The sequence below is a fragment of the Sphingomonas sp. Leaf10 genome (assembly GCF_001421245.1).
GTDB lineage: Bacteria > Pseudomonadota > Alphaproteobacteria > Sphingomonadales > Sphingomonadaceae > Sphingomonas.
Genome location: NZ_LMKE01000001.1, coordinates 151,046 through 169,775 on the forward strand (window position 1 = coordinate 151,046; position 18,730 = coordinate 169,775).

22 protein-coding genes are annotated in these 18,730 nt (G+C 66.2%); 8 read left to right on the forward strand and 14 right to left on the reverse strand.

The genetic code is table 11. The features are described 5' to 3' along the window. Positions 1-52 precede the first annotated feature (52 nt). From ASE59_RS00735 to bla, 6 genes are all read left to right on the forward strand, one after another. Positions 53-841 (forward strand): TlyA family RNA methyltransferase, encoded by a 789-nt coding sequence (locus ASE59_RS00735; protein WP_200913130.1) that lies wholly within the window; start codon positions 53-55, stop codon positions 839-841. A gap of 39 nt (positions 842-880) precedes the next feature. Next, a complete protein-coding gene (locus tag ASE59_RS00740; RefSeq protein WP_056450911.1) occupies positions 881-1,435 on the forward strand; it encodes a TspO/MBR family protein in 555 nt (184 codons plus the stop codon). Between the two features lie 41 nt (positions 1,436-1,476). Continuing rightward, on the forward strand, positions 1,477-1,773 hold the full coding sequence (locus tag ASE59_RS00745) for an accessory factor UbiK family protein (RefSeq protein WP_056450915.1): 297 nt from the start codon (positions 1,477-1,479) through the stop codon (positions 1,771-1,773). A gap of 64 nt (positions 1,774-1,837) precedes the next feature. After that, positions 1,838-2,338 carry a YbjN domain-containing protein gene (locus ASE59_RS00750; protein WP_056452606.1) on the forward strand — a complete coding sequence of 167 codons (501 nt, stop codon included), beginning with the start codon at positions 1,838-1,840 and terminating at the stop codon, positions 2,336-2,338. Next, the gene (gene proC / locus ASE59_RS00755; protein ID WP_056450918.1) at positions 2,335-3,144 is read left to right on the forward strand and encodes a pyrroline-5-carboxylate reductase; all 810 of its coding nucleotides are present in this window, start codon (positions 2,335-2,337) and stop codon (positions 3,142-3,144) included. Before ASE59_RS00750 ends, proC begins: the two co-directional genes overlap by 4 nt. Beyond that, positions 3,141-3,995: a subclass B3 metallo-beta-lactamase gene (gene bla / locus ASE59_RS00760; protein ID WP_056450921.1), complete on the forward strand. Its 855-nt coding sequence runs from the start codon at positions 3,141-3,143 to the stop codon at positions 3,993-3,995. The genes proC and bla overlap by 4 nt, the downstream gene beginning before the upstream one ends. 1 nt (position 3,996) lies before the next feature. Here bla and ASE59_RS00765 read toward each other — a convergent pair whose 3' ends face one another. Then, positions 3,997-4,500 carry a MarR family winged helix-turn-helix transcriptional regulator gene (locus ASE59_RS00765; protein WP_056452609.1) on the reverse strand — a complete coding sequence of 168 codons (504 nt, stop codon included), beginning with the start codon at positions 4,498-4,500 and terminating at the stop codon, positions 3,997-3,999. A 58-nt stretch (positions 4,501-4,558) separates the two neighbouring features. Here ASE59_RS00765 and ASE59_RS00770 point away from each other — a divergent pair, with 58 nt between their 5' ends. Continuing rightward, positions 4,559-5,647, forward strand: a complete 1,089-nt coding sequence (locus tag ASE59_RS00770) for a branched-chain amino acid aminotransferase (RefSeq protein ID WP_056450924.1) — start codon at positions 4,559-4,561, stop codon at positions 5,645-5,647. Between the two features lie 92 nt (positions 5,648-5,739). Here the strand turns inward: ASE59_RS00770 and ASE59_RS00775 are convergent, their stop codons facing one another. The 5 genes from ASE59_RS00775 to ASE59_RS00795 all read right to left on the reverse strand — a co-directional run bounded on the left by ASE59_RS00775 (position 5,740) and on the right by ASE59_RS00795 (position 10,325). Continuing rightward, positions 5,740-6,285 (reverse strand): hypothetical protein, encoded by a 546-nt coding sequence (locus ASE59_RS00775; RefSeq protein WP_056450927.1) that lies wholly within the window; start codon positions 6,283-6,285, stop codon positions 5,740-5,742. Positions 6,286-6,361: 76 nt separating this feature from the next. Then, positions 6,362-7,540 carry an acetyl-CoA C-acyltransferase gene (locus ASE59_RS00780; RefSeq protein ID WP_056450930.1) on the reverse strand — a complete coding sequence of 393 codons (1,179 nt, stop codon included), beginning with the start codon at positions 7,538-7,540 and terminating at the stop codon, positions 6,362-6,364. A gap of 14 nt (positions 7,541-7,554) precedes the next feature. Then, positions 7,555-8,010: a MaoC family dehydratase gene (locus tag ASE59_RS00785; RefSeq protein WP_082457990.1), complete on the reverse strand. Its 456-nt coding sequence runs from the start codon at positions 8,008-8,010 to the stop codon at positions 7,555-7,557. Positions 8,011-8,135: 125 nt separating this feature from the next. Continuing rightward, a complete protein-coding gene (locus ASE59_RS00790; protein ID WP_056450933.1) occupies positions 8,136-9,287 on the reverse strand; it encodes a mechanosensitive ion channel family protein in 1,152 nt (383 codons plus the stop codon). 9 nt (positions 9,288-9,296) lie between these two features. Further along, positions 9,297-10,325: a DNA topoisomerase IB gene (locus ASE59_RS00795; protein WP_082457991.1), complete on the reverse strand. Its 1,029-nt coding sequence runs from the start codon at positions 10,323-10,325 to the stop codon at positions 9,297-9,299. A gap of 105 nt (positions 10,326-10,430) precedes the next feature. Here ASE59_RS00795 and ASE59_RS00800 point away from each other — a divergent pair, with 105 nt between their 5' ends. Further along, positions 10,431-10,985: a type 1 glutamine amidotransferase domain-containing protein gene (locus tag ASE59_RS00800; RefSeq protein WP_056450937.1), complete on the forward strand. Its 555-nt coding sequence runs from the start codon at positions 10,431-10,433 to the stop codon at positions 10,983-10,985. Positions 10,986-11,161: 176 nt separating this feature from the next. Here ASE59_RS00800 and ASE59_RS00805 read toward each other — a convergent pair whose 3' ends face one another. From ASE59_RS00805 to radA, 8 genes are all read right to left on the reverse strand, one after another. Beyond that, positions 11,162-12,217: an acyltransferase family protein gene (locus ASE59_RS00805; protein WP_056450940.1), complete on the reverse strand. Its 1,056-nt coding sequence runs from the start codon at positions 12,215-12,217 to the stop codon at positions 11,162-11,164. Beyond that, positions 12,214-13,575, reverse strand: coding sequence for a DUF5935 domain-containing protein (locus ASE59_RS00810; protein WP_056450943.1), 1,362 nt, complete (start codon positions 13,573-13,575; stop codon positions 12,214-12,216). Before ASE59_RS00810 ends, ASE59_RS00805 begins: the two co-directional genes overlap by 4 nt. After that, positions 13,568-13,708, reverse strand: coding sequence for a hypothetical protein (locus tag ASE59_RS20160; RefSeq protein ID WP_200913131.1), 141 nt, complete (start codon positions 13,706-13,708; stop codon positions 13,568-13,570). Before ASE59_RS20160 ends, ASE59_RS00810 begins: the two co-directional genes overlap by 8 nt. A 55-nt stretch (positions 13,709-13,763) precedes the next feature. After that, the gene (locus ASE59_RS00815; protein WP_082457992.1) at positions 13,764-14,195 is read right to left on the reverse strand and encodes a diacylglycerol kinase; all 432 of its coding nucleotides are present in this window, start codon (positions 14,193-14,195) and stop codon (positions 13,764-13,766) included. Then, positions 14,192-15,976 (reverse strand): cation:proton antiporter, encoded by a 1,785-nt coding sequence (locus tag ASE59_RS00820; protein WP_056450945.1) that lies wholly within the window; start codon positions 15,974-15,976, stop codon positions 14,192-14,194. Before ASE59_RS00820 ends, ASE59_RS00815 begins: the two co-directional genes overlap by 4 nt. Continuing rightward, complete coding sequence (locus ASE59_RS00825) at positions 15,976-16,410, reverse strand: iron-sulfur cluster assembly scaffold protein (RefSeq protein ID WP_056450948.1); 435 nt, start codon at positions 16,408-16,410, stop codon at positions 15,976-15,978. The genes ASE59_RS00820 and ASE59_RS00825 overlap by 1 nt, the downstream gene beginning before the upstream one ends. 49 nt (positions 16,411-16,459) lie before the next feature. Then, complete coding sequence (locus tag ASE59_RS00830) at positions 16,460-16,981, reverse strand: CvpA family protein (protein WP_056450951.1); 522 nt, start codon at positions 16,979-16,981, stop codon at positions 16,460-16,462. Between the two features lie 247 nt (positions 16,982-17,228). Next, entirely contained in the window at positions 17,229-18,599 is a 1,371-nt protein-coding gene (radA, locus tag ASE59_RS00835) for a DNA repair protein RadA (RefSeq protein WP_056450954.1), read from the reverse strand. Positions 18,600-18,730 lie beyond the last annotated feature (131 nt).

Here is an 18,730-nt window from a genome sequence, read left to right on the forward strand (position 1 = left end):
GGCCAATCGATGAAGGGTTGCGACCAACCGAAAGTCGCGCCATGCGCAGGCGATGGCAAAGCAACGCGCGGACCAGATGCTCGTCGATCGTGGCCTCGTCGAAAGCCGTACGCGCGCGCAGGCACTCATCATGGCCGGGCTGGTATTCGTCGGCGATCGCAAGGTCGACAAGCCGGGCCAGCAACTGCCCGACGATGTCGCGCTCGACGTGCGCGGACGCGATCACCCTTGGGTATCGCGGGGCGGGGTGAAGCTGGCGCACGGCCTCGACCATTTCGGCTGGGACGTGACCGACGTGGTTGCGATCGATGTCGGATCGTCGACCGGCGGCTTTACCGACGTACTGCTGACGGGCGGCGCGACCCGCGTCTATGCGGTCGACAGCGGTACCAACCAGCTCGCATGGAAGCTCCGTCAGGACCCGCGCGTCATCGTCCTCGAACAGTTGAGCGCCCGGCTGCTGACGCCCACGCATATCCCGGAACCGATCGATCTGGTCGTTTGCGACGCCAGCTTCATCGCGCTGTCGAAAGTGCTCGCCGTACCGCTCGGTTTCGTGAAACCCGGCGGCCGCCTGCTCGCGCTTATCAAGCCACAGTTCGAGGCGGGGCGTGACGAGGTCGGCAAGGGCGGAGTGGTCCGCGATCCGGCGGTCCATGCCCGCGTATGCGATGAGGTAGCCGCGTGGTTGACCGGCCTCGGCTGGCAGGTGATCGGCGTCGATCGCAGCCCGATCACCGGGCCGGAGGGCAATATCGAGTTCCTGATTGCCGCGACTGTCCCGAAATCTGCCGCTTTGGCTTGCAATGATGCAACGCACACAGCAAGCAATGCGCCCTGAACGGCCGCGCATGGGGCGGGGCCGGCACCGGGGAGCGGGATGAACGAGATCGCGTCGAAGTGGCAGTTGCGTTCGGAGTTCCTGCGGCGGGCCGTGGTGTGCGTGCCGTTGATCCTGTTGCTTGGCTTCACGTCGGGGCAGCTGGTCGTCGCTGGCGACGACAATGGCTGGTACCGGATGCTCGACCTGCCGGCGTTGCGGCCGCCCAACTGGGCGTTCCCGGTCGTGTGGTCGATCCTGTACGTGCTGATGGGCCTGTCGCTGGCGATCGTCCTCAGCGCGCGTGGCGCGCGGGGGCGGGGCATCGCCATCGCACTGTTCGTGCTGCAACTGGTTATGAATCTGGTTTGGTCGCCGCTCTTCTTCGGCGCGCATCAGGTCAGCCTTGCGCTGATCCTGATCGTCGCGCTGTTCTTTACGGCCCTCGCCACCACCTTTGCCTTCGGCCGCATCCGCCCGCTCGCGGCGTGGTTGCTGGTGCCGTATCTGGCATGGCTGGTCATCGCATCGGCGCTCAACTGGCAGATCGACCGGCGTAATCCCGACGCGGAAACCCTTGTGCCGCCGGCCCATTCCACCCAAATCGCACTTTGACGGCGGGCGGCTTCACGCCCTTGCCAATGGAAGGATTTCCCATGCAGTCCGACAATCGCCTGTTCGACGATTTCGCCAAGTTCGTGAACGGCGCCGCCGGCACCATCGCCGGCATGGCCCGTGAGGGCGAAGCGGCGGCGCGCGAACGGGCCAAGACGTTCCTCGGCGGCATGGATTTCGTCAGCCGCGACGAATTCGAAGTGGTGAAGGCAATGGCCGTCGCCGCCCGCGACGAAGCCGATGCGCTGCGCGCCCGGCTCGACGCGCTGGAGGGCAAGCAGGTCGCTTCACAGCCGGGTTCGCCCGATGCGGCGGGGGCGGGCGAAGGCGCGCTCTGACACCCGCCGCACGTCCCGCGCCTTGGCGCGTGACGGGGGGAGCGCGCGGGTCTATGGCTTGGGGATGATGTTGGACGAAGTGGAAGAGGACGGCGACGACGCCGTACCGATCGATACGCTGGAGCGCTATTTCGCGGCGCACGGCTGGAAGCATGAGCGCGACGGAGACGAGATCGTCGCGAACGTGAAGGGGAGCTGGACCGAATTCGAACTCCGCGCGATCTGGCGCGGGGAGGATGGCGTTCTGCAATTCCTCGCACTGCCCGACGTCCGTGTGGCGGACGAACGACGCGGCGCGATCTACGAAACCATCGGTCTCATCAACGAACAGCTCTGGATCGGCCATTTCGAACTATGGTCGTCGAGCGGCATCCTGCTGTATCGCCACGCTGCGATGCTGGGCGACGAGCCGGCGCTGACCATCGATCAGGCCGAACTGATGATCGATGCCGCGATCGACGAATGCGAACGCTTCTACCCGGTGTTCCAGTTCGTGTTGTGGGGTGGCAAGACGCCGAAGGAAGCGATCGCCGCGTCGATGATCGAGACGCAGGGCGAGGCATGATCGACCTGCCCGGACCGCTGTGGCTGATCGGTTGCGGCAATATGGGCGGGGCGATGCTCGATCGCTGGATCGCTGATGGGGTCGACCCGGCAACGATCACGGTCATTACCAGAACCCCACGTGACCTGCCCGCAGGTGTCACGCATGCTACCACGCCGCCCTCCGAGCGTCCCGCGATCGTGATGCTCGCGGTCAAGCCGCAGCAGCTCGATATCGTCGCCCCCGATCTTGCGCCCGCCATTGCTGGCGTGCCGCTGCTCATCTCGATCCTCGCCGGGGTCGAGGAAGCGCCGCTTGCCTGCCGGTTCGACGCCGGGATGATCGTTCGCGCCATGCCCAATTTGCCGGTCGCGATCGGGCAGGGGGTGGTCGCGCTCCATTCGCATGGCGAGGACGCCGGCGCTCGCTCGGTCGCGGAGGCGTTGATGCTGCCGCTCGGGCTGGTCGAATGGATCGACGACGCGGCGTTGTTCGATGCGGTGACGGCGCTGTCAGGGTGTGGGCCGGGCTTCGTGTTCCGCTTCATCGATGCACTGGCGGCGGCCGGTGCGGCGCTGGGTCTGCCGGCGGATCAGGCGCAGCGGCTCGCCATCGCGACGGTACAAGGATCGGCGACGATGGCGGCCGGTACCGACGTCTCGCCGGCAACGCTGGCCGACCGCGTAGCCAGCCCCGGCGGCTCCACGCGACAGGGGCTGAACGTCCTCGACGAAGGCGACGCACTCAAACGCCTGCTCGCCGCGACGCTCGCCGCGTCCGAACGGCGCAATTCCGAGATGGCGGCGGCGGCGCGGGGTGACGCTTGATCGTCGCCGCGCTACTGGCCGTCGCCGCGCCACCCGCCCCGCGCGCCGATGTGGTCGCCCGCGCCCGGCAATGCGCGGGCAAGGACGGCTGGAGCGACCCGGCCCCGCCGGTCCGCATCTACGGCAACGTCTATGACATCGGTACCTGCGGCATCACCGTGCTGCTCATCGCCGGGCCGAAGGGTCATATCGTCATCGACGCTGCGACTGCCGAAGCGGTGCCGTCGATCGTCGCCAACATCCGCAAGCTTGGTTTCCGCCCGCAAGACGTGAAGCTGTTGCTGATGAGCCATAGCCATATCGACCATGCCGGCGGCCTCGCCGCACTACGCCGCGCAACCGGTGCGAAACTGCTCGCCAGTGCCGCCGCGCGCGAAGTGATCGAACGCGGGCGGTTTGCGGCCGACGATCCGCAACGCGACATCCTGTCCCCAGTCGAACGCGTGCCCGTCGGCGGTGTGTTGACTAACGGGCAGCCGGTGACGCTCGGCCCGATCAGGCTGACCGCGCATCTGACCCCCGGCCATTCACCCGACGGCATGAGCTGGTCGTGGCGGTCGTGCGAAGGCAGGGCCTGCCGCAATATCGTGTTCGCCGACAGTCTGTCCGCCGTATCGTCGGACAGCTACCGCTTCCGCGACCACTCGGCCTATGTCGCACGACTGCGCAAGACCATTGCCAAAGTGGCGGCACTCCCCTGCGATATCGTCCTCACCCCGCATTCGGGTGCGAGCGACATGGCCGAACGGCTGGCCGGCACCAAGCCGTTGGTCAACCGCAATGGCTGCCGGACTTATGCCGCCGCGGCTACACAGCGGCTCGACAAGCGACTGGCCGACGAAGCGCGCTGACCTACCGCCCCAGCGCCGCGACCGCCGCCTTGTCACCCGCCGGGATCAGCCCTTCCAACACCGCCCAGAAGCCGCTGACCGCGTCCTGCCCTGCGCCCGAATAGGCGCGCGACAGTTTCGCGTTCAGCATCTCGTACAGCCGCGCCTCCAGCGCCTGTCCCTCGGGTGTCAGCTTCAGCAACCGCTGCCGCGCATCGCGGTCGCCGGCGCGGCTTTCCACCAGCTCGCGCGCCGACAGGTCGTTCAGCACCCGCCCGAGCGACTGTTTGGTGATCGCCAGCAGTCGGAGCAATTCGCTGACCGACAGGTCGGGTCGCCGGGCGATGAAATACAGCGCGCGGTGATGCGCACGCCCCAGATTCTGCGCAGCCAGTTCCTCGTCGATTGTCCGCGTCAGATGGCTATAACCGAAATATAGCAATTCGATCCCGCGCCGCACCTCGGCCTCGCGCAGGAACAGCGCGGATGCGGCCATGGGCTGGGCGGGCGATATTGGGGCAGTCATGTTGACCATTTCTGCCATCCGGCCTACGCCACCGCAAGCATTCATCCATGAGGACGCCATGACGCAGTCGACCTTCGCTTTCGAACCCCATGCGACCCCGGTCGCGGCGAGCGAGCGGGCGGCGCGGATCGTAAATCCGGGCTTTGGGCGCGTCTTCACCGACCATATGGCGACGATGCGCTGGTCGGAGGACAAGGGCTGGCACGATGCGAAGATCACCGCGCGCGCCCCGATCGTCATGGACCCCGCTGCCGCCGTCCTCCATTATGCGCAGGAAATCTTCGAGGGGCTGAAGGCTTATACGCTGCCCGATGGCGGGGTCGCCCTGTTCCGCGCCGAACAGAATGCGGCCCGCTTCCGCCGATCGGCGCACCGGCTTGCCATGGCCGAACTGCCCGACGACCTGTTCGTCGCGTCGTGCCGCGAACTCACGCTGGCCGAGCGCGACTGGATTCCGGCCGGGGAGGGCAGCGCGCTCTATCTCCGTCCGTTCATGATCGCTTCCGAAACCTTCCTCGGCGTGAAGCCGTCGGCGGAATATCTCTATTGCGTCATCGCCTCGGCGGTCGGCAATTACTGGCCAGGCGGTGCCAAGAGCGTGTCGCTATGGGTGTCGAAGGAATTCACCCGCGCCGCGCCCGGCGGCACCGGCGACGCCAAGTGCGGCGGCAACTATGCCGCCAGCCTGCTCGCCCAGTCGGAAGCGATCCGGCAGGGCTGCGATCAGGTCGTGTTCCTCGACGCGGTCGAGCGCCGCTGGGTCGAGGAACTGGGCGGCATGAACATCTTCTTCGTGTTCGACGACGGCACGATGCTGACCCCGCCGCTGACCGGCACGATCCTGCCCGGCATCACCCGCGATTCGATCCTGACGCTCGCCCGCGATCAGGGGATCAAAGTTCGCGAGGAACGCTATTCGATCGATCAGTGGCAGGCTGATGCGGCCAGCGGCCGTCTGGTCGAGGCATTCGCCTGCGGCACCGCCGCCGTCGTCACCCCAATCGGCAAGGTATCGTCGGCCGATTTCAGCTTCCAGATCGGCGACGGCCAGCCGGGCGAGCGCACGCAGGCGCTGCTCAAGCAACTGACCGACATCCAGCGCGGTCGCAGCAACGACCCCCACAACTGGATGCAACGCATCGGCTAGAAAAGCCCTATCCCGCTTGGGGGAGAGGGTTGGGAGAGGGGAAGTGCGGCAAACCCAAGCTATAAGCTATGGGTCAAGCAACCCTCGATCCGCTACCTGATAGCCCGCTTGTAATAATGAAACGGCAGATAGCTGGCCACATGGTCCCAGCCGTCCGCCTGCAAACGTGCGCCATCGCTACCGGTCCCGATCCGGCGGCAATACTCCCACATCCGATCACTTGGCCGAAAGATCAGCGTCAACACACCAAGAGCAACCAGTTCATTACCCACGCGTCCTTCCTCGGTCAGGATCCGCATCTCGTTGAACGCCGTGGCACCCGTACGCACGAAGGTAGCGCCGTCCGCACCGCCTTCCCCGGCATGGCCTGCCAATCGCCCGAAGCGCTGTTGCGCAGCCTGTTTGCTGATGCCCAACGCCTCGCCGATTTCGGCCCAACTCATGTCCGCCCGGCGTGCGGCGTCGATCCAGCGGTGAAGCCCCTGCCGCGCCTCATCGGCGACGACATGTGCCGCCACGATCGCGGCCGCAAAGTCGCCCTTGCCTTCCCCGGAAAAGGGCGGCTCACGCTCGGCTGCCCAATCCAGCACGATCGATGCCGTCTGCGACCGCAACACCTGTTCTTCTCGTACCTGCATGACACTTGCCGTCAACCAAACATTGACGAATAGTCAATCCTTTGTTGACGTCGGAATGTCAAGCCATGGTTGACGTTTAGAGCACCTCGAACAATCCGGCCGCGCCCATGCCGCCACCAACGCACATCGTCACGACGACATATTTCGCGCCGCGCCGCTTCCCTTCGATCAGCGCGTGGCCGGTCATCCGCGCACCCGACATGCCATAGGGATGCCCGATCGAGATCGCGCCGCCATTGACGTTCAGACGGTCGTTGGGGATGCCCAGCACGTCCTGGCAATGCAGCACCTGCACCGCGAACGCCTCGTTCAACTCCCACAGTCCGATATCGTCCATGGTCAGGTCGAAGCGTTCGAGCAGCTTCGGCACCGCATAGATCGGCCCGATGCCCATTTCGTCGGGCTTCGTACCCGCCACCGCCATGCCGACATAGCGACCCAGCGGCTGCAACCCGCGCGCCGACGCGACCGACTCCTCCATCAATACGCAGGACGACGACCCGTCCGACAACTGGCTGGCATTGCCCGCGGTGATGACCGCCTGTTCGCCCATCACGGGCTTTAACGACTGCAACCCTTCCAGCGTCGTGTCGGCGCGATTGCCCTCGTCCTTGGTCAGCGTGACGTCGTGCGTCGACACTTCCTTGGTCGCCTTGTCGACGACGTTCATCGTCGCGGTCACCGGCACCAGTTCGGCATCGAACAACCCGGCGGCCTGCGCGGCGGCGGTGCGCTGCTGCGACTGGAGCGCATAGGCGTCCTGCCGGTCGCGCGAGATGCCATAGCGCTGGGCGACGATCTCGGCAGTCTGGAGCATCGGCATATAGATATCGCCGTGCATCGCCAGCAATTCGGGGTCGGCCGCGATCCGCATCTGCGGCGTCTGCACGAGGCTGATCGATTCGACGCCGCCGGCGACACAGATGTCCATGCGGTCATGCACGATCTGTTTGGCGGCGGTGGCGATCGCCATCAGGCCGCTGGCGCATTGCCGATCGATCGACATGCCCGACACCGTGGTCGGCAACCCGGCACGCAACGCCGCCTGCCGCGCGATATTGCCCGCCTGATGCCCCTGTTGCAGCGCCGCGCCGTACAGCACGTCGTCGATCTCACCCCCCTCGATCCCTGCGCGCTCGACCGCCGCCCGGATCGATTGCGCGGCCAGCGTCGGTGCGGGCAGGTTGTTGAACGCCCCGCGATAGGCGCGGCCGATCGGGGTACGGGCGGTCGAAACGATAACGGCTGAGCGCATGATGGTCCTCGGTTTTAGGTGAAGATCTGGCTGATCCATTCGGCGATCAGCGCGGGTTGGTCGCTACCGTCGACCTCGACGGCATAGGTGATGGTCTGCTGCCACTGGCCAGGCCGCTTCTGGTCGAGCGCGGCCAGCGTGAAGCGTCCGCGGATGCGCGATCCCGACCGCACCGGCCGCACGAACCGCACCCGGTTGCCGCCATAGTTCACGCCCATCAACGCACCGGCCATCGTCGGCATCCCGCTGCTCGCCGCCAGCTTCGGCATCAGCGACAGCAGCAGGAAGCCATGCGCGATCGTGCCGCCGAACGGCGTCGCGGCGGCGGCCACGGGATCGACATGGATGAACTGGTGATCGTCGGTCGCATCGGCAAAGGCGGTGATCCGCGCCTGGTCAAGCGTCATCCAGTCGGACAGCCATTCGCTGCCGATCCGGTCCGCCATCGCCTCCGCCGTGATCGCCGTCACCGCCCTCTCCCATATTCGGGCGAAGCATAGCGGCACGATCGGCGTCATCGCAAGCGTGAACACACCGAAACCGGGAAAGTGGTGGTATTAACGTCCCGTCGACCCAAACCCTATGTTCGAAAAATTCAGCGTGCCGCAGGGGCAGGGTCCACGATCGACCCATCGGCCCGCGCCGTCATATTGACCTGCGTCGGATAGGCGATCTCGATCCCCTCGGCATTGAAACGCCGCAGGATGGCGATGCCGACCGCGGTCCGCCCGTCATAGAAGGCGGCATAATCGACGCCCGGCGAATCGAAGATCAGTTCGAAATCTAGGCTCGACGCGCCGAAGCCGACAAAGCCGCAGCGGACGAACACGCGCTGCTCCGCCTCGACGATCTCGCGCAGCATCGCCGGGATCCGTGCACAGACGTCCGGATCGGTCTGATAGGTGACGCCGATCACGAACGAGGCACGGCGATGTTCGCGCCGGCTGTTGTTGGTGATTTCCTTGTCGAGCAGGTTCTTGTTTGAAATGATCCGCTCTTCGCCGGTGATCGATCGGATGCGCGTCGATTTCAGCCCGATTTCGGCGATCGACCCATTGGTCTGGTCGTAGCTGACATTGTCGCCGCGCCGGAACGGCTTGTCGAATATGATCGACAGCGCCGCGAACAGATCGGCGAAAATCCCCTGCGCCGCCAGACCGATGGCGATGCCGCCGACTCCCAGCCCCGCGACCAGACCGGTGACGTTCACCCCCAGATTGTCGAGCACGACGATCAGCGCGACCGAAAACAACGCAAAGGTGACCAGCAACCGGATCAGCCCCATCGCCGATGCCAGCGCCTCGCCGTGATAATGGTCGCTTGCCGTCCGCCGCTCGACCACGCCCAGGATCACTTCGCGCGCCCAGATCGCCGCCTGGAACACGGCGGCGACGGTGAACAGGAACTCGATCGTCGCGGTCACCATCGGCGGCGCGCTGGCATAGCCGTCGACCAGCTTGGCGGCGAGCATGACCATGAAGAAGACACTGGTCCGCGCCACCGCCCGTCCGGCGACGGTCCCCCATCCGGCGCGATCGTTGCGACACAGCCGTACGCCCCAGCGACGCACGACCAGAAGCACGACGACGATCGCCGCACCAACGCCCAGCGCCACCAACACCTGCAACCAGTTGTCGGCGATCCACCGCGCACTGTCCTGGAACAGCAGCCGTGCCTGCGCCTGCGCCTGATCGGCGTTGAAACTCTTCTCGACCGTCGCGGCGGGCGAGGTGGTATTGACGGTCATGCAATCCTTTCAGGCGGCTTCGGCGACCTTGGCCTGCGTTTCGAGCAGCGCGATCAGCCCGCGTTCGTGCCGGCTGAGATGTTTGGCGGTGCGGGGCAGGCGCAGCGTTTCGCGAAACGCACTCTGTCCGTCCTTGACCAGATCGATCAGCAATGGGTGGACATAGGATTTGCGCGCGATCGCGGGCGTATTGCCCAGCGCGTCTACGACCGGCCCCAGCATCGTCTTCAAGCTGATGTCGTGTTCCGCCTCGGCCAGCGAGGTGAACGCCAGCACGCTCGCCCCCCAGGTCCGGAAATGCTTGGCGGTGAAGTCGTCCCCCATCGCCTCTCGTATATAGGCGTTGACGTCGTTGGAGGTGACCGGATGCGTCTCCCCCTCGGCATCGACCCAGCGGAACAGATGCTGCCCCGGCAGATCCTGGCACTTGCGCACGAAACTGGCGAGCGAACGGTCGGTGATGGTCAGCACCCGCAGCTTTCCCGACTTCGCCTTATATTGCAGTTTCAGGCTTGTGCCGGTCAGCTTGGCGTGACGCTTGCGCAGCGTCGTCGCGCCGAAACTCTTGTTGACCCGCGCATAGCCTTCATTGCCGACGCGCACCCGACCCAGATCGAGCAGCCGCACGACCGCCGCCACCGCCCGCTCGCGCGACAATGCGCGCTTCGCCAGATCGCGCTCGACCTGTGCGCGCAGCTTGGGCAGCGCGTGGCCGAACGCGGCGCAGCGATCATATTTCGCCGTCTCCTGCGCCTCGCGGAAATCGGGGTGATAGCGATATTGCTTGCGGCCCTTGTCGTCCCATCCGATCGCCTGAATATGGCCGGAAGGGTCCGGGCAATACCATGCGTCGCGATAGGCGGGGGGCAGGCCGATGGCGTTTAGCCGATCGATTTCGTCGCGATCGGTAATGCGGTCGCCGTCCGCGTCATAATAGCCCCATCCGCGCGTCAGCTTCTTGCGGGTGATGCCGCTCGCCTCGCAATCGGAAAAGTTGCAGCCGGCGGGGCAGGGCAGGTCGTCTTCGGCTGGTTCCATCGGGCTATCCCTGCAGATGTCCCGATCAATGTTCGGCTCGTCGCTTCGTTCCGGAACCCGCCCGTTGCCAGCCGGTTAGGGCCGGACCGTAACAGGAGATTACCGATGGCCGACCTCGCCAATGCCCGCGTGCTGATCCTCGCCGCCGACGGGTTCGAGGAATCCGAACTGTTCGACCCGCGTCAGGCGCTGCTCGACGCCGGGGCGCAGGTGACGCTCGCCTCGATCAAGACCGATCCAATTCAGGGCGTCGTCAACGACAGTGAAAAGGCGCGGACGATTACCCCCGACCTGACACTCGACGATGTCGATACCGAGCAATTCGACGCGCTGCTGCTGCCCGGCGGCGTCGGCAATCCCGACAAGATGCGCATGGAGGAACGCGCGGTCGAGATTGTCAGCGAGTTCATGGACGACGACAAGGTCGTCGCCGCCATCTGTCACGCACCCTGGCTGCTGGTCGAGGCGGATGTGGTCGACGGCCGACGCGTGACCAGCTGGCCCTCGGTGCGCACCGACCTCGAAAATGCCGGCGCCGAAGTGGTCGACGAACAGGTCGTCATCGACGGCAATCTCATCACCAGCCGCAAGCCCGACGACATCCCCGCCTTTTCGAAGGCGATGATCGAGGCGATCGAAAGCGAACTGGCCGAAGCGTAAGGGGAGGGGGCGGAGCAACCTCCGCCCCGCCACCCCGGTCTCCCCTTCTTTCCAACCCATGCGGAAGCGGAATCCCGCATCAGGCGGAGATCGCCGCTATCTACCTTGCCCGTACCCCTAATTACCGGCGCGACGTCCGCAACGATCCCGTCCACCTCGGGCACAACAAGCCGACGTTACGCCACCGCCACCCGTCGCCGATCCCACAACCGATTGACCCACGCCTGCGCCGGCCGCTCGACATAGCGATACAGCACCTCCGACGACACGATCACCGCCACCAGATACAGCCCAAGCACCCAGACCGGCGCCGCCGCCGCATCGGCCACGAACACCAGCTTGAACACGAACCACAACAGGAAATGGCCGAGATAGGTCGCATAGCTGATCTCGCCCAGCCGATGGACCGGCCACCATTCCAGCGGGTTGCCGCGCCGGTTCGACAGGATACCGCACGCCAGCAAAAGGCACGCCAGCGCGGGCGGCAGGGCATAGGCTTCGGGGAGCAGCTTCAGCCCCCACCCGACGACAAGCGTCCCCGCCAACAGCACCGCCATCCCGGCAGTCGCATCATGCTGTCGCCACCGCACCCACAACGCCCCGATCGCCGTCCCCGCCGCGAACTGGATCACGCACCGCGCCACCGCAAAGCGGCGCAGGTCGGCGCCCAGCCCGTCCTGCCCGGCAAAGGGCAGCAATCCGAACAGCAGCACCGCAATCACCGCGACCAGTGCCCAGCTCGGCACGCGCCGCCAGTCGATCGTCATCGCCAGCACCGGGAACAGCAGGTACACTGCCGACTCCGCCGAAATCGACCAGGCCGGGTCGTTCCACGCCAGCGGCTCGACGAAGCCCCAGCTTTGCAACAGCACGATATGCAACGGCAATTCGGCAAAGGGAAAGCGGTCGATATTGCGCCCGCTCGCCGCCAGCACGATCGCCAGCAACACCGCGCACCCCAGCACGAACAGGTGCAGCGGCCAGATGCGCGCCATCCGTTTCCACAGGAACCGTCCGGCCTCGGCAAAGCCGCGCTCCCGGAACCGCTGTCCCCATGACAGCCAGATTACGAACCCCGACAGCAGGAAGAAGAAATCGACGGCCAGATAGCCCTTGGCGATCGCCGATTCGATCGCCGGGTGCAGCACGCCCATCGACCCGCGCAGGTGGAAGAACACCACCCACCATGCCGCGACCCCGCGCGCGCCGGTCAGCGCCTTCAACTCGTTCATGCCGCGATCGTCCCCGCCTTACGCCGTTGCAGCGGTCGCCACGCCGCGTCGGCCCGTTTACGCGCCAGATAGGTGTCGAGGCCGATCTGCGCGCCGATCAGCATGAAGACGAATGGTTGAAAAGCGATGGCGATGAAGTTCGCGCCGAACAGATAGACGATATGCCCGTTCTGGAGCGCGGCGGCGAGCGGCACGACCCATACGTCTTCCGCGTCCGCGTCCGCCTTCGCATAGCGGCGTCGCAGCACCTCCATCCGGAACAGCCCGCCCAGATTGATCGCCAGCCACAGCATCAGCCCCGGCCAGCCCTGTTCGCCGAGCATCTCGAAATAGGCCGAGTGATAGGCGCGCGCCTTGTCGACCTCGGTGCTGCGCTCGACCGTCTGGTTGCCCGCTTCGCCGACCACCGCGACCTTTTCATAGCGGATGCGGTTTTGCAGGAAGGCGTTGAAGCCGCCGCCGAACGGGTTCTGCTTCACATAGTCGAGCGTCCACGCCCATACCGCCAGCCGCGTCGACGCCGATGCGTCCGCCTGATAGGTGCCGATCGTCTCCATCCGCTGGGTAAAGGCGGAGGGGAGGAAGGGCAGCGCCAGCACGCCCGCCGCTCCGGCCAGCGCCAGATAGGTCAGCCGCCGCTTGACGTCGCGTAAGCTCAGCACGCCCAGCAGGCCGATGCAGAGCAGTCCGGTCCGCGTCGACGTCCCGACCGGGATCAGCAGGCACGAAAAGATGAGGGCATAGCAAAAGGTCCGCACCCGCCAGTCGGGGGCGAACACCGTACCGAATTGGCTGAACCACAGGATCAACGGGATGATGGCGATCGCCACGGTCGAGATCGTCGACCCTTCGTACAGCCCGGCATTGTTCGACACCATCAGGTTCAGCTCGCCATAGCCGCCGCCCGACCCCAGCGTCTTGATCCCGCCGACGATGATGATCGACGCCGCCGACAATATCATGAACAGCAGCAGCGATTCGATGCGCAGCTTGGTCCGCAGGGTGAGGGGGAGGAAGATGGCGAACGCCAGCGCCTTCCACACCCATTCCCACTTATACTGCGCATCGACCGGGAAATCGGCGGTCTTCGTCGTCCACAGGCAGTAGAACAGCAGGGCCAGCATCAGCATCTGGCGCGGTGCGAACCGCGTGTCGCGCTTGTCGTCGACCGCGATCCACGCGACCACCGACATGCCGGCGGCAATCAGCGAAATCGGCACCGAATTCAGCAGGATATAGGTCAGCCGCTGCGGCGAGACGATGTCGATGTAGACATAGGTGAGCACGAACACGAACGGCCGCCGAAACCCGGCAGCGAACAGCGCACACAGGAAAGCGACAAATACAAGATCACGCACCCGGGCGTCTGCCCCGCTTGACCCGGGCCTTGGCCGGCTCGGCCTCGCGATCCAGATCGTCCCGCCGCAACAGCCGCCACACCGCCAGCAGCATCAGGAAATGGGTAAGGCCCAGCGAGAAATTGTCGATCATCAGCCAGCCCCTTCCACCTTCGCCGCCACCATAGACCGGCGAAGTTGCTGCGACGTTAAGCGCGATGCGGGGAAGGGGCCAGCGCCGGGCACGATCTCGGCAACACGACGTCCGGACTGCACGTCAGCCCGCGTACCAGAACACGTCGACCACCATCCGCCACCGCCACGCAGAGCGCAGCCTTCGCCGCCACCAGTACTGCCCCCGCCAGCATGTCCTTGATCGCGCCGATCTCCGGATGCCGCGCCGGATGCAGCAGGTCGATTACGCCCTCCAGCGCCGAATTGACCAACTCCAGCGCGAGCACGATTGCGACCGTTACCCCGACCAGTCCCCACCAGATCGGCGAAGGCCGGAGGACGACCAGCGTCAGCAGCACCGCCGCCGCAAATCCCAGATGGCTGCGAAAGCTCGCCTCGCGTCGCCATGCCGTCCGTAGCCCCGCCATCGCGAAGCCCAACCGTTCCCGTAGCGGCCGCCCCTTCATCCCGCGTCGTCGGCGACGGTGCCCGGTGCAGCGCTGACCCGGGCGTGGGTGAAAATCATCTCGCGTCCCTGCCGCAGGTCGCCGGTTTCGGACTGTTGCATCAGCCGCTTCGCATCGGTCTTGCGATACAAATCCTCGGTCCGGTCGATCTCGCCATCGTCGACGCCGACCGACACCATCGCCGCACGCGCCATCGTCACTGCCGAATCGAGCACTTCGCGGAACACGCCCTCGACCGGCGCGCCCGCCAGCTTGACGACCGCGCGCCGGTCGAACGCCCGCACGAAGATGCCAGGCGTCGGAAACGCCTGATGGATCGCGGCGATCGCGTCGCCGTCCAGCGGATCGCCATCGACGCAGAACAGCAGCAGTTCGGCATCCTGCGCCCCCGCCAGTCGCAACAGGTCGATGCGCGTGCCGTCGCCATAATAAACCTTCATGCCGAAGCTGCCGGCGATCTCGATCATCTCGACATCGCGGTCGATCACGGTGACGCTGATTCCCTGCGCCAGCAGCATCTGCGCCACCGTCTGCCCGAACCGGCCATAGCCGACGACGACCGCACTCGCGCCGTCATGGCGTGGCCCCTCGGGCGTGCCGCCTTCGCGCTTCTCCGGCTCGGCGCGGAACCGGCGCGTCGCCATCATCAGGAACGGCGTGGTCGCCATCGACAGGGTGACGATCGCGCCGAACACGCTCGCTGCTTCCGGTGCGATCAGCAGCGCGTTCTGCGCCTGCGCGAATAGCACGAAGCCGAATTCGCCGCCCTGGCTGAGCAACAGCCCCAGCGCCAGCGCGCCGCGCCACGGCATGCCGAACAGCCGGCCGAGGCCGAAGATCACCAGCCCCTTGGTCGCGATCAGCGCGATCGCCATGCCGACCACGAACACCGGCCGCTCGACGATCGCGCCAAGGTCCAGCATCATGCCGACCGCAAGGAAGAACAGCCCGAGCAGGATCGACCGGAACGGCTCGACATCCGCCTCCAGTTCATGGCGATACGGACTGTCGGCCAGCATCACGCCGGCGATGAACGCGCCGAGCGCGGTCGACAGGCCCAGCGCCTGCATCACCGCCGCACTGGCGATCACGGTGAACAGCCCGGCGAACACGAACATCTCGCGCTCGCCCATATTGCCGATCAGCCGGAACATCGGCCGCAGCAGGAAGCGTCCGGCAAGGATCAGCCCGGCGACCGCGCCGATCGTCCACAGCCCCAATTGCCACCCCGGCGGCCCCCCGGCATCGGCCGGATTGCGCGACAGCGCGGCGACGATGGTGATGAGCGGCACGATCGACAGGTCCTGAAACAACAGGATCGCGAACGCCCGCTCGCCGAACGGGGTCTTCATCCGCCCCGCCGATTGCAGCATCGGCAGCACCTGCGCCGTCGACGACAGCGCCAGCGGCAGGCCCAGCGCCAGCGCCGCCGCCCAGCTGAAATGCGTCGCCAGCCACACCACGCCGGTAATCGCGACACCGCACAGCACGACCTGCATCAGGCCCAGCCCGAAAATATCGCGCTTCATCTGCCACAGCCGCGAGGGGCTGAGTTCGAGGCCGACGAGGAACAGCAGCAGCGTGATGCCGAGTTCGGCGATGGCCAGCTTCGATTCGGCATTGCCCACCAGCCCCAGCACCTGCGGCCCGACCACCGACCCCGCGACCAGATAGCCCAGCGTCGCACCCAGCCCCAATTTACGGAAGATCAGAACGAAGATCAGCGCCGCGCCCAGCAGCGGCGCGAAATCATGCAACAGCGACGCGGTGCCGTGCTCCATCAGGCGGCGGCCCGCTGGCCGGCGATCGCCGCTGCCTCGGCCGCCGCTTCGAACGCCAGCCGGATCGATGCATGGCGCGCGCTATGCGGCAGCGCCGGTTCGAAGAGCGTGAGGCCCGGCCAGTCGGGCGCTTCGCCTTCGCCCGCCAGCCACGCGGTCAGTGCGTCGCGCGCGGCAACCAGTTCCGCCACATTCCGCCCGACGATTTCGCGTGCCAAGAGTGCCGACGATGCCTGTCCCAGCGCACAGGCGCGCACCAGCATACCGACCGCCGCAACCCTGCCATCCTCACCCAGCGCGATATCGACGGTGACGCGACTGCCACAGATCGGCGATCGTTTCTCGACGCTGGCATGCGGGTCGGGCAGGCGGACGGCCTGCGCGGTCTCGGCGGCAAGGCGGAGGATTTCGGTATTGTAGAGCTGGGCGGTCACACGACGGGATGTAGGGCGCGATCGTGACGCTGGCGAGTCGGTCGCGCGATTATTCGCCGAACACCGGCTCGCCGCGCCGCCGCCGATCGATAAAGTCGACCACGCTGGCGCTCGTCGCATTCAGCAACGGATAGGTCCGCGCATCCTTGATCCACGCCGGCCGCCGCGTGGGTCCGCCGCCGATAAAGTCCGCCGCCAGCAGCAGCAGCAGAAAGGCAAGGCTCGTCAGGATCAAACCTTTCAGCGCACCGAAGCCGAAGCCCAGCGCCCGATCGACCGGTCCCAGCACCGACGCCCGCGTCCGCGCCCCGATCGCATTGGCGACCAGCCGTCCGGCGAAATAGCCGAGCCCCGCGATCAGCGCGAAGGCGAGGGTGGCGGCACCCCCGGCGGTACCGGTCGGCCCGACCAGCGCCGCCGCGACCGGCGTATGGAACAGCTTCAGCGCCAACACGACCAGCGCCCACGCGCCGAGCGACAGCACCTCGGTCACGAACCCACGCAGGAAGCCGAGCACCGCCGCACCGCCGACGGTAAGCAGAACCGCGATATCGAGCGAGGTCAGACCCATGGCGAGGCTATGCCGGGAGCGAGGCGGGTTGTCGAGCGCGTCATCGTTTGTGGAGAGGGACGGAAAATCCTCCCCGTGCCGGGGAGGATTTCAAGTCCGATCGACATTCAAGAACGGCTCGATCTCTCCCCTCCCTGACAAGGGAGGGGCCGGGGGTGGGTAGGCCCGCAAGGGAGCGTTACATCAGCCCCAAACCTACCCCCTTCCAGTTCTCACGTCAGAGAGGGGGCCAGTTCGCCGATCACCACTATCGCCCCAACATATAATCCACGAACCGCGGCAGATCCTTGAACCCCGACAGCTTCACCGCACCCCCCTCGGCACTCTGTGTCGACGGCACCAGCGCCCGCCCGAACCCCAGCTTGCCCGCTTCCTTCAACCGCAGCGCACCATGCGCCACCGGCCGCACCTCGCCCGACAGCGCGATTTCTCCGAACACGATCGCGTCCGACGGCACCGGTCGTTCCGACAGCGCCGATACCAGCGCCGCCGCGACCGCAAGGTCCGCCGCCGGATCGGTGACGCGGTATCCGCCGGCGATGTTCAGATAGACTTCGGCGGTCGCGAACGCCAAACCGCACCGCGCCTCCAGCACCGCGAGGATCATCGCCAGCCGCCCGGAGTCCCACCCGACCACCGCACGCCGGGGCGTCGCGCCCGACGCCAGTCGCACCGTCAGCGCCTGCACCTCGACCAGCACCGGCCGCGTCCCCTCCAGCGCCGGGAACACAACGGTACCGGTGACATTCTCGTCACGGCTCGTCAGGAACAGCGACGAAGGATTTGAAATCTCAGACAATCCCTCGCTTTCCATTGCGAAGACGCCGATCTCGTCGGTGCCGCCGAAGCGGTTCTTGACCGCGCGCAGGATGCGATATTGGTGGCTGCGCTCGCCCTCGAACGCCAGCACCGTGTCGACCATATGCTCCAGCACGCGCGGGCCGGCGATCGATCCGTCCTTGGTCACATGCCCGACCAGCACCACCGCCGTCCCGCGTTCCTTGGCGAAGCGGATCAGTTCGCCCGACGATGCCCGCACCTGGCTGACCGTCCCCGGCGCCCCTTCGATCAGGTCGCTGTGCATCGTCTGGATCGAATCGATGATGAGCAGGTCGGGTGCGGCCGATCCGCCGAACGTCGTCAGGATATCACGCACCGATGTCGCCGCCGCCAGTTGCACCGGCGCATTTCCAAGGCCCAGCCGCCGCGCGCGCAGCCGCACCTGATCGGCGGCCTCTTCGCCCGAGACATAGGCGACGCCCTTGCCCGCCAGCGCCAGCTTCGCCGCCGCCTGCAGCAACAGCGTCGACTTGCCGATGCCCGGATCGCCGCCGATCAACGTCGCCGACCCCTCGACGAACCCGCCACCCAGCGCGCGGTCGAGTTCGGCGATCCCGGTCGTCAGCCGATCGGGCAGGGCGATGTCGGTATCCAGTCCCGATAACAGGATCGGCCGCCCGCCGCTTTGCAGATTATGGCGCGCGGAAAAGGGGGTTACGACCGCCCCGGCATCCTCGACCAGCGTGTTCCAGTCCCCGCAATCGGCACATTGCCCCGCCCATTTCGACGAGACCGATCCGCATTGCTGACAGACATAGCGCTTCTGGGGTTTTGCCATGGCAGCGCCCTAGCAGAACCAGAACGAAAGGGGAATAAAATCCTCTCCGGTACGGGGAGGGGGACCGCCGCGAAGCGGTGGTGGAGGGGGGGCGTTCCCGAACGCAATGGTTCCGTCTGTGGACATCCCCC